This is a genomic window from Shewanella loihica PV-4, assembly GCF_000016065.1.
Lineage (GTDB): Bacteria > Pseudomonadota > Gammaproteobacteria > Enterobacterales > Shewanellaceae > Shewanella > Shewanella loihica.
This window is the reverse complement of the sequence record NC_009092.1, coordinates 502,425-516,085: the sequence shown is the minus strand read 5'-3', so window position 1 is coordinate 516,085 and position 13,661 is coordinate 502,425. Positions and strand designations below refer to the sequence as shown.

At 57.2% G+C, this 13,661-nt stretch carries 8 protein-coding genes; 4 read left to right on the top strand and 4 right to left on the bottom strand.

Annotation, left to right across the window (positions count from 1 at the left end; translation table 11 throughout):
* Positions 1-124: 124 nt before the first annotated feature.
* Positions 125-3,817 (bottom strand): response regulator, encoded by a 3,693-nt coding sequence (locus SHEW_RS02360; RefSeq protein ID WP_011864265.1) that lies wholly within the window; start codon positions 3,815-3,817, stop codon positions 125-127.
* 240 nt (positions 3,818-4,057) lie between these two features.
* A complete protein-coding gene (locus tag SHEW_RS02355; RefSeq protein ID WP_011864264.1) occupies positions 4,058-5,452 on the bottom strand; it encodes a PhoH family protein in 1,395 nt (464 codons plus the stop codon).
* A gap of 365 nt (positions 5,453-5,817) precedes the next feature.
* Here SHEW_RS02355 and rapA point away from each other — a divergent pair, with 365 nt between their 5' ends.
* Together rapA and SHEW_RS02345 are read left to right on the top strand one after the other, a co-directional pair.
* On the top strand, positions 5,818-8,724 hold the full coding sequence (rapA, locus tag SHEW_RS02350) for an RNA polymerase-associated protein RapA (protein WP_011864263.1): 2,907 nt from the start codon (positions 5,818-5,820) through the stop codon (positions 8,722-8,724).
* Between the two features lie 135 nt (positions 8,725-8,859).
* Positions 8,860-9,744: a DUF3530 family protein gene (locus SHEW_RS02345; protein WP_011864262.1), complete on the top strand. Its 885-nt coding sequence runs from the start codon at positions 8,860-8,862 to the stop codon at positions 9,742-9,744.
* Between the two features lie 47 nt (positions 9,745-9,791).
* On the opposite strand, the gene SHEW_RS02340 is transcribed toward SHEW_RS02345, so the two are convergent.
* Both SHEW_RS02340 and SHEW_RS02335 read right to left on the bottom strand, forming a co-directional pair.
* Positions 9,792-10,289 carry a YqhA family protein gene (locus tag SHEW_RS02340; protein ID WP_041406317.1) on the bottom strand — a complete coding sequence of 166 codons (498 nt, stop codon included), beginning with the start codon at positions 10,287-10,289 and terminating at the stop codon, positions 9,792-9,794.
* A 171-nt stretch (positions 10,290-10,460) separates the two neighbouring features.
* Positions 10,461-11,270, bottom strand: a complete 810-nt coding sequence (locus SHEW_RS02335) for a crotonase/enoyl-CoA hydratase family protein (RefSeq protein ID WP_011864260.1) — start codon at positions 11,268-11,270, stop codon at positions 10,461-10,463.
* Positions 11,271-11,675: 405 nt separating this feature from the next.
* Between SHEW_RS02335 and SHEW_RS02325 the strand changes: the two genes are divergently transcribed.
* Both SHEW_RS02325 and SHEW_RS02320 read left to right on the top strand, forming a co-directional pair.
* Positions 11,676-12,671, top strand: a complete 996-nt coding sequence (locus SHEW_RS02325) for a response regulator (protein ID WP_011864259.1) — start codon at positions 11,676-11,678, stop codon at positions 12,669-12,671.
* Positions 12,672-12,684: 13 nt separating this feature from the next.
* Positions 12,685-13,656, top strand: coding sequence for a GGDEF domain-containing protein (locus SHEW_RS02320; RefSeq protein WP_011864258.1), 972 nt, complete (start codon positions 12,685-12,687; stop codon positions 13,654-13,656).
* The last annotated feature ends 5 nt before the right edge of the window (positions 13,657-13,661 follow it).

Genomic DNA, 13,661 nt, shown 5'->3' with positions numbered 1-13,661 from the left:
GCTCAAGTGCAAATAATTCACGCCGCATCATAAGCCTCCCCGCCTTGTTGGCCAGCGGAGCGACAGCCACAAAAAAGGGGCCAGGGCCCCTTCTGTTCTCGCACATGCGCATTGCACTGTCTAATTAGTGACGCACTATCCACTGGGCCAGGGTGTCGAACAGCTCGTTGAGTACGATAGGCTTAGTGATGTGGGCGTTCATGCCCGCCGCCAGGCTCTTCTCGCGATCCCCCGACATGGCGTGGGCCGTCATGGCGATCACCGGCAGCTCCTCCTTGGTGTAGCGCTTACGCAGCTCCTTGGTGGCCGTCAGACCGTCCATCACTGGCATCTGAATATCCATCAGCACGGCGTCGTACTGCTTGGCGTCCACCATATCCAGGGCCACCTGACCATTCTCGGCCACGTCCACCTCGTAACCCGCGCTCTTGAGCAGCTCGGTCGCCACCTGCTGGTTGATGAAGTTGTCTTCCACCAGCAGGATCTGCCCAGTACCCGTGGCGTTGCCTTCCACAGGCAGCGCGGCCGCCGGATTGATCTTGGGCTTGTCGATGAAGGCAGCGATGATCTCGTCGAACAGGGCCGAGGCCTTGAACGGCTTCTGCAACATGGCATAGATGTCGAGATCGTCCAGATCTTCCTTGAGCGGCTCGGAGGCGTAGGCGGTCATCATGATGATCACCGGACGTTTCTCCAGGCGGCCGTCGGCCACCATGGCATCCAGTGCCTTGATCACCTCGACCCCATCCATCTCTGGCATCATCCAGTCCAGCAGCAGGAGATCCACCGGTCTGTGCTCCAGCTTGTATAGCGCCTCGGCGCCGTTGGATGCGGTGTCCACGTCGAAGTGGAAATCGCGCATGGCGGTAGAATAGATCTGCAGCGCCGTCGGGTTGTCGTCCACCACCAGCGTCTTCAGGTTACCGATCACCTCGGGCACGATAAGCGGTTTCACCTCGGCCTCTTCGGCGATCTCGAAGCTGATGGTGAAGCTGAAGGTACTGCCGACCCCTAGCTCACTCTGCACCTGCATGGTGCCGCCCATCATGGAAACCAGATGTTTACTGATGGAGAGACCCAGACCTGTGCCGCCATACTTGCGGGTGGTCGAGCCGTCGGCCTGGGCGAAGGCGTCGAACAGGCTCTCCTGCTGCTCCTTGCTGATCCCTATGCCGGTGTCGCGCACCCAGAACTTGAGGGTGATGCGGTGATCCCGCTCGCCCACGTCTTCACAGCCCAGCTCGATCTCGCCGCTCTGGGTAAATTTGACCGCGTTGCTGAGCATGTTGATCAGCACCTGACCCAAACGCAGAGGATCCCCTTCGAGGATAAGCCCGGCGGTGACAGGTGCATACAGCAGCAGCTCGACCCCCTTCTCCTGTGCCTTGAGGGCGTTGAGATCCAGGGCGTGGTCCAGCACCTTATCCAGTGGGAAGGCGACCCGCTCCAGCTCAAGCTTACCGGCCTCGATCTTAGAGAAGTCGAGGATGTCGTTGATGATGCGCAGCAGTGACTGGGCCGAGAAGCCCGCCTTATCCAGATAATCCGCCTGCTGTGGCGTCAACTGGGTGCGACTGGCCAGCTGCAACATACCGATAATGGCGTTCATCGGCGTGCGGATCTCGTGACTCATGTTGGCCAGGAACTCACTCTTATAGAGGTTGGCCGATTCGGCGTCCTGCTTGGCTTCCAGCAGCGCCACCTCGTTGCTCTTATGGCGGGTAATATCCTTGTGGGTACCCACCATACGCTTAGGCTGATTGTCCGAGGTGAACTCCACCACACGGCCACGGCTGAGCACCCAGTGGTACATGCCGCTCTTGCCGCGCATACGGAATTCGACGTCGTAGGCGCCGATAGGATCCGCCAGGTATTGCTCGCGATACTCCTGTACCCGGATGCGATCGTCCGGATGCACCAGCTCGTCTATGGTAGAGACCAGGGCCGGGAATTCGTTGCTCTTATAGCCGAGCATAGAGTAGTAAGCCGGGTTACAGATGATCTGCTCGGAATCCAGATACCAGTCCCACAGGCCATCTTCTACCGCGTCCATCGCCAGGTGATAACGCTCCTCCGACAGCCTGAGCTGCTCGGCCGATTCATATTCCCGGGTCACGTCACGCCATACGGCGATCAGGCCCAGCAGCTCGCCACGGCGGTTGTAGAAAGGCAGCTTGAGGGTATCGAGCAACACCGGCTTGCCCGCCAGCTCCACCTTCTCCTGATAGCGCAGCGGCGTGCGCTCGGACAGCACCCGCTCATCCTCGGCGCGGATCCGCATCGACTGCTCGTTGCTGGTCATGGTCTGGGAATCCTGGCCTATCATCTCGCTCTCGGTATAACCCAGCATGCGCTCGGCGGACTTGTTACAGCCCAGGTATTTACCCTCTTTATCCTTGAAGATGATCGCCTCTGGGATGGAATCCAGCAGGGAGCGCAACAGGGCGTATTCCCGCTCGCGCCGCTCCGTGGTCTCCTTGAGACGCTCGGTACGCCGCGCCACCAGGTTATCCAGGCGACGGTTCTGCTCCGCCAGGTGACGGGTATATTGCTGGTTTTCTTCGAAGATGCGACTCACCAGCTGGAACCAGGGCTCCCAGCCCTGGGTGATCTTGGCCGGTGGCTTGCGTGGCTCCTGAGAACAGCCTTCAAGGTGCGACAACAGACGCGACGCCGGGTTAACGAAGGAGCGGCGGGTCTGCCAGTGCACTATGGTCACCAGCACAGACAGGGCGATCACCACCAGCAGGAAGGTCAGCTCCAGCTTCTCCCAGGAGTCCTTAAACAGCTCGTTCTCATCCTGCAGGTAGAGCAGGCGCCAGGGGGCATTTTGCAGCGCCACCGAGTGGATATAGTAGCCGTTGCGCATGATCCCCTCGTGGGCATCGAACAGCTCAGACTCGGGCACCGAGTGCAGCGCCGAGGGGATCTTCTGGCTGATGTGGAAGACGCGGTTGATGTCGGCGGCGTCGATATCGCTGTGAGAGAGAATGTTGTTCTGCTGATCCAGCAGGATTACCGTGCCCGGCATCTTGAAGTAGAGGCGGATCTGCTTATCCAGTGAGGAGAGGGTCATGTCCAGGTTGATGGAGCCGATAAACTCATCTTCCAGATAAATGGGCACGCCGACCGTGGTCAACAGCCCCTTGCCATTGGGCTCCACATAGGCCGGGCTCCAGGCCACGCTGCGCTGTGGGTTCATCGCCGGGGTGACCAGCTGGAACTGCTGCTTCTTCAGCAGCTCGTCGCGAAAACGCTGTTCGTCCGAGGGCCAGGGGTAGTAAGACATCATCCGATGTTTGGAAATGTAGTAGATAGAGGAGGCCTTGGGCGCCGCCTGTCTGGCGACCGGGAAGGAGAGGGAGAGCTCGAACAGCATCTCCAGCTCCTGATAAAACTTATCGCTGCGGCCATTGAGCGAGCCCGCGCCCGTGATCCGCCCCATGTTGGTGAAGGGCTTGCCGCTCTGGGCATAGCTGGGCTCAAGGGTGAAGAACTGGCCGCTCTCGTTAAACTTCTCATACTGGGGCAGACGGTCGGTACGCACCAACTCACCCAGACGTAGGTGATCCACCGCCACGTTGCGCAGGCTCTTCACCGCGCGGATACTGGATTCCAACAGGAGGTCGATCTGCAACACGTGACGCTCGACCAGCTCTTCGCGCTGATCCATCATCTGAGTCTTTTGACGCTCGAAGAAGATCCAGGCCGTCAGCAACGCCATGATGATCACGCCGATATAGGTATAGAAAACCGCGCGATTGTAGTTTTTTTGAATCGGAGACTTAAGCTGTAAGTCCGGCTCTGTCGACTTCATTGATTACCTTTGAAAACAAGCATCTGCCCTTGGGCTAACCCGGGGCGGCGCATCATATTCTGCATATAGTATCAGGAAGCCAGCCCAATGGAATACAAAGGGGAGTCGCTTTTGCCAGAATGATCTCAGTCGTCAGCCTGGCACAGGGCCGGCGCATTGGCGCAGACCCACAAGATCGCCCTTACTTTAGACAAAAGACTCCGCCAGGGAGCCTTTTGCCGTCGGTGGCCGCCTAAGCGGTTAGAGGTTTTCCTCGGCAAACTCTGCCAGGCGAGAGCGCACCACGCCGTTGAGGTAGATGTTGGCACTGCCATCGAAGTTTTTAAAGCGCTCGACGATATAGGTGAGTCCCGAGGTCACCGCCGTCAGATAGTTAGAATCGATCTGCGCCAGGTTACCACTACAGATCAGCTTAGTCCCCTCGCCCATACGGGTGATCATCGTCTTGATCTGCGAGGCGGTCAGGTTTTGACACTCATCCAGCAGCACCACAGAGTTCTGTATCGAACGTCCGCGCATGAAGTTGATCGACTTAAACTGAATGTTAGCCTTGTCCATGATGTAGTTCATGCTGCCGCTGGGGTTAACGTCGTGCTTGTGCAGCACCTCCAGGGTATCGGTAATGGCCGCCAGCCAGGGCGCCATCTTCTCCTCCTCTGTGCCAGGTAGGAAGCCGATAGACTCGGCGATCTCCGGCGTGTTACGGGTCACTATCACCTTATCGTAGAGGCCACGCTCCACCACCATCTCCAGGGCCGCCGCCATAGCCAGTAGCGTCTTACCACAGCCTGCGGGGCCTGTGAGGATCACCAGATCGATATCGGGATCCAGCAGCGCCTGCATCGCCATCCCCTGGTAGACGTTCTTGGGCTTGATGCCCCAGGCATCCAGGTTGAGCAGACGGTCACGGCCGAGATCCAATATCTCCAGCTCTTCGTCGTTGTTGCTCAGTACCCGGCCGCAAAAGTTGGAGTCTTCGTCGATAAGGTATTGGTTGGTATAGAAGTTCTCTTCACCCACCTCCTTAACTGGCACCCTGTGCACCGTATGACGCCCCTGGGTCTCGGTGTTGACATGTTCCTTGCGCGCCCAGAAATCCCCCTCAAACTGATGGAAGCCTTTGGTCAGAAAGCGAATGTCGTCGATCAGCTGGTCGGTGCGGTAATCTTCGACCAGATTGATGCCGGCGCCCTTGGCCTTGAGGCGCATGTTGATATCTTTGGTCACCAACACCACATGGCGTGGGGCAAACTGATTCTGCAGATGCAGGGCTGTATTGATGATGCGGTTGTCGTTGTTGTCGCCGGGCAGGGATGCCTGGGTAAATTCGAGTTGATGGTCGGGGAAGATAGAGAGGGAACCTACTGCGTCACCGTGTCCTTCGCGTTTAGGCAAGGGCACCCCGCTGACAATCTCTTCTGGGGTGGTCTGCCCGCCGAGTATGTCTTCCAATGCGCGAATGGCGACTCGGGCATCTCGGCTAACATCTCGTTTCCTGTCTTTGATCTGATCCAACTCTTCAAGGACAGTCATGGGGACTACGACATCATGCTCCTTAAACGAATAGATGGCTAAGGGTTCATGCAGTAACACATTGGTATCCAGTACAAACAACTTCTTGTCGTCTTGTTCCATGGCGCCTCCACTTGTGCGTAGGGTGTTATATTTGTAGTCAAGCGAGCTGAGCGGGTAATTAGCCTCCTTCTCTGTCAGTATAGTGACGCGCAACAAAGCACTTAGGGATTAAATCCATACTGACACCAAAATCTCACGGCTTCAACGGAAACTTGTCCAGAAAATCGCCCGACCCAATTCGAGACTGGTGGCCTAAAATGACATTAAGATGACAAGGCGGGCGGCGGCCAATCCGATTGGATAATTTGTAATCTAATTAGTATTTTTAACGAGGCAATTACGGGTCAGATATGTTCGACATCATAGTCTCGATTGGATAACATACGCGCCCTTTCGTGATTCACCCTGTAGATGAGAATTTGTAAATGCCCTTTTCCTTAGGTCAACGTTGGATTAGTGATACCGAATCGGAACTCGGTTTAGGTACTGTCATTGGACTCGAAGGCCGTATGGTCACCCTGATGTTCCCCGCCACTGACGAAAACCGCATGTTTGCCCGCGACGATGCCCCGCTAACCCGAGTGATCTATAACCCCGGCGATATCATTGAGAGTCACGAAGGATGGAGTCTCAAGGTCAGCGAGATCGAAGAGAAGAACCAGCTGGTGATCTACCACGGTATCCACACCGAGACCGGCGAGGAGGTCAGCCTCAGAGAGACGCTGCTTAACCACAATATTCGTTTCAACAAGCCCCAGGATAGGCTATTTGCCGGCCAGATCGATCGTCTGGACAGATTCGGCGTGCGCTATCAGAGCCAGCTGCTGCGGCATAAGCTGGCCACCTCAGATCTGCTGGGCCTACAGGGTCCCCGCGTCGGCCTGATCCCCCATCAGCAGTGGATCGCCCATGAAGTGGGCCAACGCTTCGCACCGCGCGTCCTGTTAGCGGACGAGGTGGGCCTGGGTAAGACCATAGAAGCCGGCCTGATCATCCACCAGCAGCTGCTGACCGGCCGCGCTGAGCGTATCCTGATCATAGTGCCAGACACCCTACGCCATCAGTGGTTGGTGGAGATGCTGCGCCGTTTCAACCTGCGCTTCTCGGTGTTCGATGAAGACAGATGCGTCGAAGCCTACGCCGACCACGACAACCCCTTCTACACAGAGCAACTGGTGATCTGTTCACTCGAGCTGCTGCGTAAGAAGAAACGCCTGGACCAGGCGTTGGATGCCGACTGGGATCTCATGGTGGTCGACGAGGCCCACCACCTGGAGTGGACCGAAGAGGAACCGAGCCGCGCCTATCGCGTGGTCGAGGCCCTGAGTGAAGTGGTGCCCGGCGTGCTGCTACTGACCGCCACACCAGATCAGCTGGGCCACCAGAGCCACTTCGCCCGTCTGCGTCTGCTGGACCCGGACCGTTTCTACGACTATCAGGCCTTCCTCAAAGAGGAGGAGAGCTATAAAGAGGTGGCCAGCGCCGCCGATGCTCTGGCCAGTGGTAAACGTCTGCCCGACGAGGCCGTTGCCAGCCTGACCGAGCTGCTCAACGAGAAAGATATCACCCCGGCGCTGCGTCTGATTGAAGATGAGAGTGTCGACAACGAACAACGTGACCAGGCCCGCAGCGAGCTGCTGCAGGAGCTGTTAGACAGACACGGCACCGGCCGCGTGCTCTATCGCAACAGCCGCGCCTCGGTGAAGGGCTTCCCGACCCGTATCTTCAACGCTCACCCACAGACCATGCCGGCTCAGTATAAGACAGCCGCCAGGGTGTCTGACATGATGGGTGGCCAGACAGATCTGACCGCCAAGGTGAAACAGGCCCTGAGCCCAGAAAAACTCTATCAGGCCTTCGAGAGCGATAGCGCCAGTTGGTGGAAGTTCGACCCTAGGGTCGACTGGCTGATCGATTTCCTCAAGAACCATCGCAGCAAGAAGGTGCTGATCATCGCCAGCCAGGCGGAGACCGCCCTGAGCCTGGAAGAAGCCCTGCGTACCCGCGAGGGCATTCAGGCCACCGTCTTCCACGAAGGCATGTCTATCATAGAGCGCGACAAGGCGGGCGCCTACTTTGCCCAGGAAAGCGGCGGAGCCCAGGCGCTGATCTGTAGTGAGATCGGCTCGGAAGGTCGTAACTTCCAGTTTGCCAGCCATTTGGTGCTGTTCGACCTGCCGCTGAATCCGGATCTGCTGGAGCAGCGCATCGGCCGTCTGGACCGTATCGGTCAGGCCAACGATGTCGAGATCCATCTGCCTTACCTGGCCAACACGGCCCAGGAAAACCTGATGAACTGGTACCACAAGGGACTGAATGCCTTCGAACAGACCTGCCCTACCGGCCATATTCTGTTTAACGAGTTTTCCGAAGAGCTGCTGACCCAGCTGGTCTACCGCGACGAAGACAAGTTCACCCAACTGCTCAACCACACCCAGAGCCGTTACAAGGCGCTGAAGAAGGCGATGGAACAGGGCCGCGACAAGCTGCTGGAGATCAACTCCCATGGCGGCGACAAGGCGCAAAAGTTGGTGGAGAATCTGGCAGCCCGCGACCAGGACACCCAGCTGATCGGCTCTGTGATCCGCCTGTGGGATATCATAGGCGTCGAGCAGGAAGACAGCGGCGAGAACGCCATCGTGCTGCATCCGAGCGAACACATGATGTTCCCGACCTACCCTGGTTTGCCGGAAGATGGCATTACCGTCACCTTCGACCGTGAGATGGCGCTGTCCCGCGACGATATCGCCCTGATCACCCAGGAGCACCCGCTGGTACAGACAGGGCTGGATCTGATCACCTCTTCTGAGACAGGCACCACCAGCGTCGCCGTGCTCAAGAACAAGGCACTACCTGCGGGCACCATCTTCTTGGAGCTGATCTATATGGCCGATGCCTCGGCGCCGCGTTCGAGCCAGCTCTACCGCTACATGCCGCCGACCCCGGTACGCGTGCTGCTGGACAAGAATGGCAACAACCTGTCGCAGAATGTCAGCTACGAGAGCTTCGACAAGCAGCTAAGCGCGGTCAACCGCCATATCGCCAGCAAGCTGGTGAACGCCTCGCAGACCCTGCTGCATCCGCTGTTTGCCAAGGGTGAGGAGTTTGCCCAGGCGGCGATGAAGCAGCTGACCGAAGAGGCCAGCAACAAGATGACCCAGCAGCTCACCGCAGAACTGGAACGTCTGGAGGCCCTCAAGGCGGTCAACCCCAACATTCGTGACGAGGAGTTGGAGCACCTGAGAAATCAGATGGTCGAGCTGGGCAACTACTTAGATGCCTGTCAGCTGCAACTGGACGCCGTGCGTCTGGTGCTAGTCAGCCACGCCTAATCTGCCCTTAGCGCTACACCTCTTCCACTGGCACCGACCTCTAGTCGGTGCCAGCTTCTTCTGCATTTTATCGCCAATGGCAAGCACTTAGGCTTATACTGACGCCATAGCCAAAGTAAACACCCAATGACTTAGATGCCGATGATTCTACGCTCCACACAGCTTAGCCTTGCCCTACTCGCTCTGATGAGCCAGGCCCTAATTCCCGCTATGGCCATAGCCCAGCGCAGTACCACACCGGATTATGATTACCTGCCGCCTGCCGAGGTGGCAAAGATCACCCTGGGCGATGCTGAGCAAGCTGTATTGGTGCGTCCCTGGCAGGGGCGAAATCAATATGGTGCGGCAGTCTTATTAGGAGATTTAGGCGAGGACGCCGACCCAGAGGGACTGCTAGCCTTTCTCAGGCGCGAGCTGACGCCCAAGGGCTGGGCGACCCTCAGCATAGGCGCGCCCCAGGGCGCTGCTCAGCCTAATCATATTACCGACGCAGGAGAGATCCCTAAGCCGGGCGAGCAGCAGCTTAGCCAGAAGAGTAATCAGAGTCTGCCTAAATACAGCCAGGAGGATTGGGCGGCGCTGCGGGAGCAACAGAAGACTGTGATGAGTCAGACCCTGGGTCAGCTCGACTCTCTCGGCAAGAGTTATCCGGGTAAACGCATACTGATAGTTACCGGCCAGAGCGCCGGCCTGGTGATCGAGATGCTGACGACTTCGGCGCTGCCCAGCCCAGATCTACTGGTAGTGATCAACCCTTATCTTGAACAGGATGAGGAGAATCGGGATCTGCCGGGCAAGCTGGCTAAGCTCGAGCTGCCGGTATTGGACATTCAATCGCCGGACGGACTGCCCGCCTCCCTGGCGACCCAAAAGGCCCGCAAGGCCCTCTCCCCCATGGGGGAGCCGCTGCGGTATGAGCAGCAGCAATTGGCGTTAAACTTGGATCAGCCCAGCGCCTGGCAGGATGTCCTGACCCTGGTACAGGGCTTCGCCCAGCGTATCCTGCGGGCCTATCCATAAAGCTTGGGTATCTAGCCCCTTACTTCTTGTCTTTTACTTCTTGCCTTTTACTTCTTATCTTTACTCAACATCAAAGCCAGGGCGATCAGCACGACGATGACGCCCATGTAGAGCAGCTCTAGCATTGAGGTGGGCTTCATCTCGGTAAAGTAAGAGAACACCTTGATGATCAACATCATAAGGATCACTTTACCCAGCTTGCTCTTGAGCGAGTCTATGCTGCTGATCACCAATATCTTGCCGCCGGCGACACTGTCTTCCGCCGCCTGCAGGTTACTGATAAACAGCTCATACAGACCGAAGGCGAAGATGAGCAGTACAGATCCCAGCAGGAAGGTATCTAAGATCTCGACCACCACCATCACAAGATCGTTGCGCACCTCGTAGCTGCCGGTCAGCACATAGTCCCACAGCAGGGCGACCATGTGGACCACGTCCTTCACCCCCATGACAAACACCACAAAGGCCGCCAGCACACAGGCAAACACCCCAATCATCACAGAGAGGCGGCTACTCCAGAGAAATCGTTCGAACCCTTGTCGCATTATCATGCTTTCCTTAATCAAAAATTTGGCAGCGGGATACTAGCGGGCCTCGGGGACTTAGTCGCGCCTGGGGAAGCGGAGTGTGAAGCAGATCACATTGAAAATTACTTATGACTCATTCGCTTAGCGGCGACATACCAATGTCGCCGACCTTAGCGATAAGGGTTCTGGTTAGCGCCACCAGGGCTGACGCGGCCGGTAGCGCCGCTCGGGATCTTTGGTCTGACGCAGGGCGGCTATCACCCGGTTCTTACCCAGCAACAGGCGTACCTGACTCAGAGATTCCCGCGCCAGCAGGCTGCGCTCACCGGCGCGCCAACTCTTGTTAATGCTGAACTTGATCGCGGCGTTAGCATCGGGGGAGGTTTTCGCCAGCCGCAAGGCCAGTGCCTCGGCGGCCTCGCGCGGCGCCTCACTCACCTGGGTCACCAGGCCATAATCCTTGGCCTGCTCGGCATCGATCACCTCGGCGGTCATGGTGAGCTGCATAGCCACATCCTTACCTACCAGCTCCCGCAGGCCGACCAGGCCGGCCATGTCGGGCACCAGGCCCCACTTGGCCTCCATGATAGAGAGACGGCAGTCTGGCGCGGCGATACGCATGTCGGCCCCCAAGGCTATCTGAGTGCCGCCGCCATAGCAGATCCCCTCGAGCACGCAGATCACTGGCACGGGCAGGCGGCGCCAGCCGATGGAGACCCGTTGCGCCAGGTTGGCATTGCCCGGCAGCCATTTAAACAGCAACTTAAACGCCTGCATGGGTGACTTCATCACGCTGGCCACATCCAGCCCGGAGCAGAAGTTACCGCCACTGCCACTGAGGATCACCGCCCGCACGTCTCTGCGCCCGGCGATAACCTTCTGCACCTTCACGATAGAGTCGAACAGCGCATAGTTGAGGGCGTTGTACTTTTCCGGCCGTGACAGTTCTACCCAGGCGATGCCCTCGGCTATGGTCAGGGTGACGTGGGGATGTTGCATTCCTTTACTCCTCAATCGCTGCAGTTAAACTCTGCTACTGGTCAGTCCAGAAGAAATGTAACACATTTGGCAAATATCCCTAAAAGATATAACATAAGTCCGTTTTTTGACTGGCGTCAAAATATTGCCACTTAAGAGTTTACGGTTGTTAATCAAGCTGATAGATAATAACCTTTGGGCAAAGCTTGTCATATACCTGCGCCGACATACCCGGCGACCCGGCCTGGATGCCTGGGATTGGGGTAGATGCCCCCGGCAAAGAGACCAACTGCAAGTCCCATTAAACCCTGTCATTACCACAGACAAAACCGATGAAAACTGCCTCAGGACGAAGCTTTTAGCCACCAAGCAAGTGATTTGGTGTTATCTTCTAATAATGAAGGCAGATTAGGATGTTATAACTAGATGTCGATTCCCGTACTCATATGCGATGACTCCGCACTCGCTCGCAAGCAGATGGCCAGGACCCTGCCCAAGGAGTGGGATGTCGAGATCACCTTTGCCAACAATGGTGCCGAAGGTATCGAGGCGATCAGGGCCGGCAAGGGCGAAGTGGTCTTTCTCGATCTCAACATGCCTGTCATGGATGGTTACGAGGTACTGGAGACGATTCAGAAGGAAGATCTGCCCGCCCTAGTGATCGTGGTCTCCGGTGACATTCAGATCAAGGCCCACGAGAAGGTGAAGGCCCTAGGCGCCCTGGACTTTATTCAGAAGCCGGTAAGCGCCGATGCCATCAGTAACATACTCCAGGAGTACGGCATACTCACCATAGCCCTAGGGGAGCAAGACAACGACAACCCCATGATAGAGGTGGATCTGCGCGACGCCTGCCAGGAAGTCGCCAACGTGGCCATGGGCCGCGCCGCCGATCTGCTGGCCAAGCTGCTGGATGTCTTCGTGCTGCTGCCAATCCCTAACGTCAACGTGCTGGAAGTCAGCGAACTTACCATGACCCTCAAGGCCACCGAGCGCTACAGCACGGTATCGGCCCTGTGCCAGGGTTTTATCGGCGCAGGGGTAGCTGGCGAGGCGCTACTGCTGTTTCACGACTCCTCCTTTCAGGACATGGCCAAGCTGATGGGGCTGGCAAATCCCGAGGATGCCAACACAGAGATAGAGGTGATGATAGATACGGGCAACGTGCTTATCGGCGCCTTCCTCAGCGGTATCTCGGAGCAGCTGCACATGAAGTTCAGCCAGAGCCATCCCGTGGTGCTGGGGCGTCACTGCACGGTAAACGACCTGATTCACGACAACTCGGAGAAATGGTCCCGCACTCTGGCGATGGAGATCAACTACCGCATCGAAGGCCATGATATTCAATGCGATCTCCTCTTGTTGTTTACCGAAGACTCTTTGCCGACGCTTAACTATAAGCTGGGCTACCTGCTGGATTAAGTTGGACCAAGATATGCCATATGACCAAAGCGCGATGAACGAACTCCACTGGCTAATCGATATGGTGCAGACCATAGAGGTGGGCCTGGTCGTGTTGGATCGCGACTACAACATCCAGCTCTGGAACGGCTTCATGGAGAACCATAGCGGCATCTCACCCAACTCCATCAAGGGCAAAAATATATTCGATCAATTCGACTACCTGCCGGCAAACTGGCTGAAGCAGAAGATGGAGTCTGTGTTTCTGCTCAAGAACCGCGCCTTCATCAGCTGGGAGCAACGTCCCTATGTGTTTAAGTTTGGCAACTATCGCCCCATCACGGGCCGCGCCGACTTCATGTACCAGAATGTGACCCTGCTGCCCCTCTCCTCCCTCACGGGCCAGATCACCCATATCAGCATGATCATCTATGACGTTACCGATGTGGCGATCAACAAGCTACAGCTCAAGGCCGCCAACGAGCGCCTGGAGCATCTGAGCCAGACGGATGGCCTGACCCAGCTGCACAACCGCCGTCACTGGCAGCTGTGCATGCAGAAAGAGTTCGACCGCCATGCCCGCTACGGCGAGCCCACCACACTGGTGATGTTCGACATAGACCATTTCAAACGGATCAACGACACCTACGGCCATATCGCCGGTGACAGGGTGATCCAGCATGTCTCCCATATCCTGCGTCAGTCCCTTCGGGACACAGACTGCGCCGGCCGCTACGGCGGTGAGGAGTTCTCCGTGGTGCTGTCAAACACCAATGCCGAGGCTGCACTGCATTTTGCCGATCGCCTGCGGGAGAAGATCGAGGCCTCAGAGCTGAGGTTTGAGAGCGCCATCCTCAAGGTGACGGTGAGTATCGGCATCTGCGGCATAGACGAGCACCTGAGCAACAGCGCCCAGTGGCTAGGCCAAGCCGACAGCGCCCTCTATCAGGCCAAGCAGAAGGGGCGTAACTGCTGCGTCATCTTCAATCCCGATGAAGCCGAATAGGGTCA

Coding starts and splice junctions, on each gene's coding strand:
- SHEW_RS02360 (WP_011864265.1), bottom strand. CDS start 3,817: ATGAAGTCGACAGAGCCGGACTTACAGCTTAAGTCTCCGATTCAAAAA.
- SHEW_RS02355 (WP_011864264.1), bottom strand. CDS start 5,452: ATGGAACAAGACGACAAGAAGTTGTTTGTACTGGATACCAATGTGTTA.
- rapA (WP_011864263.1), top strand. CDS start 5,818: ATGCCCTTTTCCTTAGGTCAACGTTGGATTAGTGATACCGAATCGGAA.
- SHEW_RS02345 (WP_011864262.1), top strand. CDS start 8,860: ATGCCGATGATTCTACGCTCCACACAGCTTAGCCTTGCCCTACTCGCT.
- SHEW_RS02340 (WP_041406317.1), bottom strand. CDS start 10,289: ATGCGACAAGGGTTCGAACGATTTCTCTGGAGTAGCCGCCTCTCTGTG.
- SHEW_RS02335 (WP_011864260.1), bottom strand. CDS start 11,270: ATGCAACATCCCCACGTCACCCTGACCATAGCCGAGGGCATCGCCTGG.
- SHEW_RS02325 (WP_011864259.1), top strand. CDS start 11,676: ATGTCGATTCCCGTACTCATATGCGATGACTCCGCACTCGCTCGCAAG.
- SHEW_RS02320 (WP_011864258.1), top strand. CDS start 12,685: ATGCCATATGACCAAAGCGCGATGAACGAACTCCACTGGCTAATCGAT.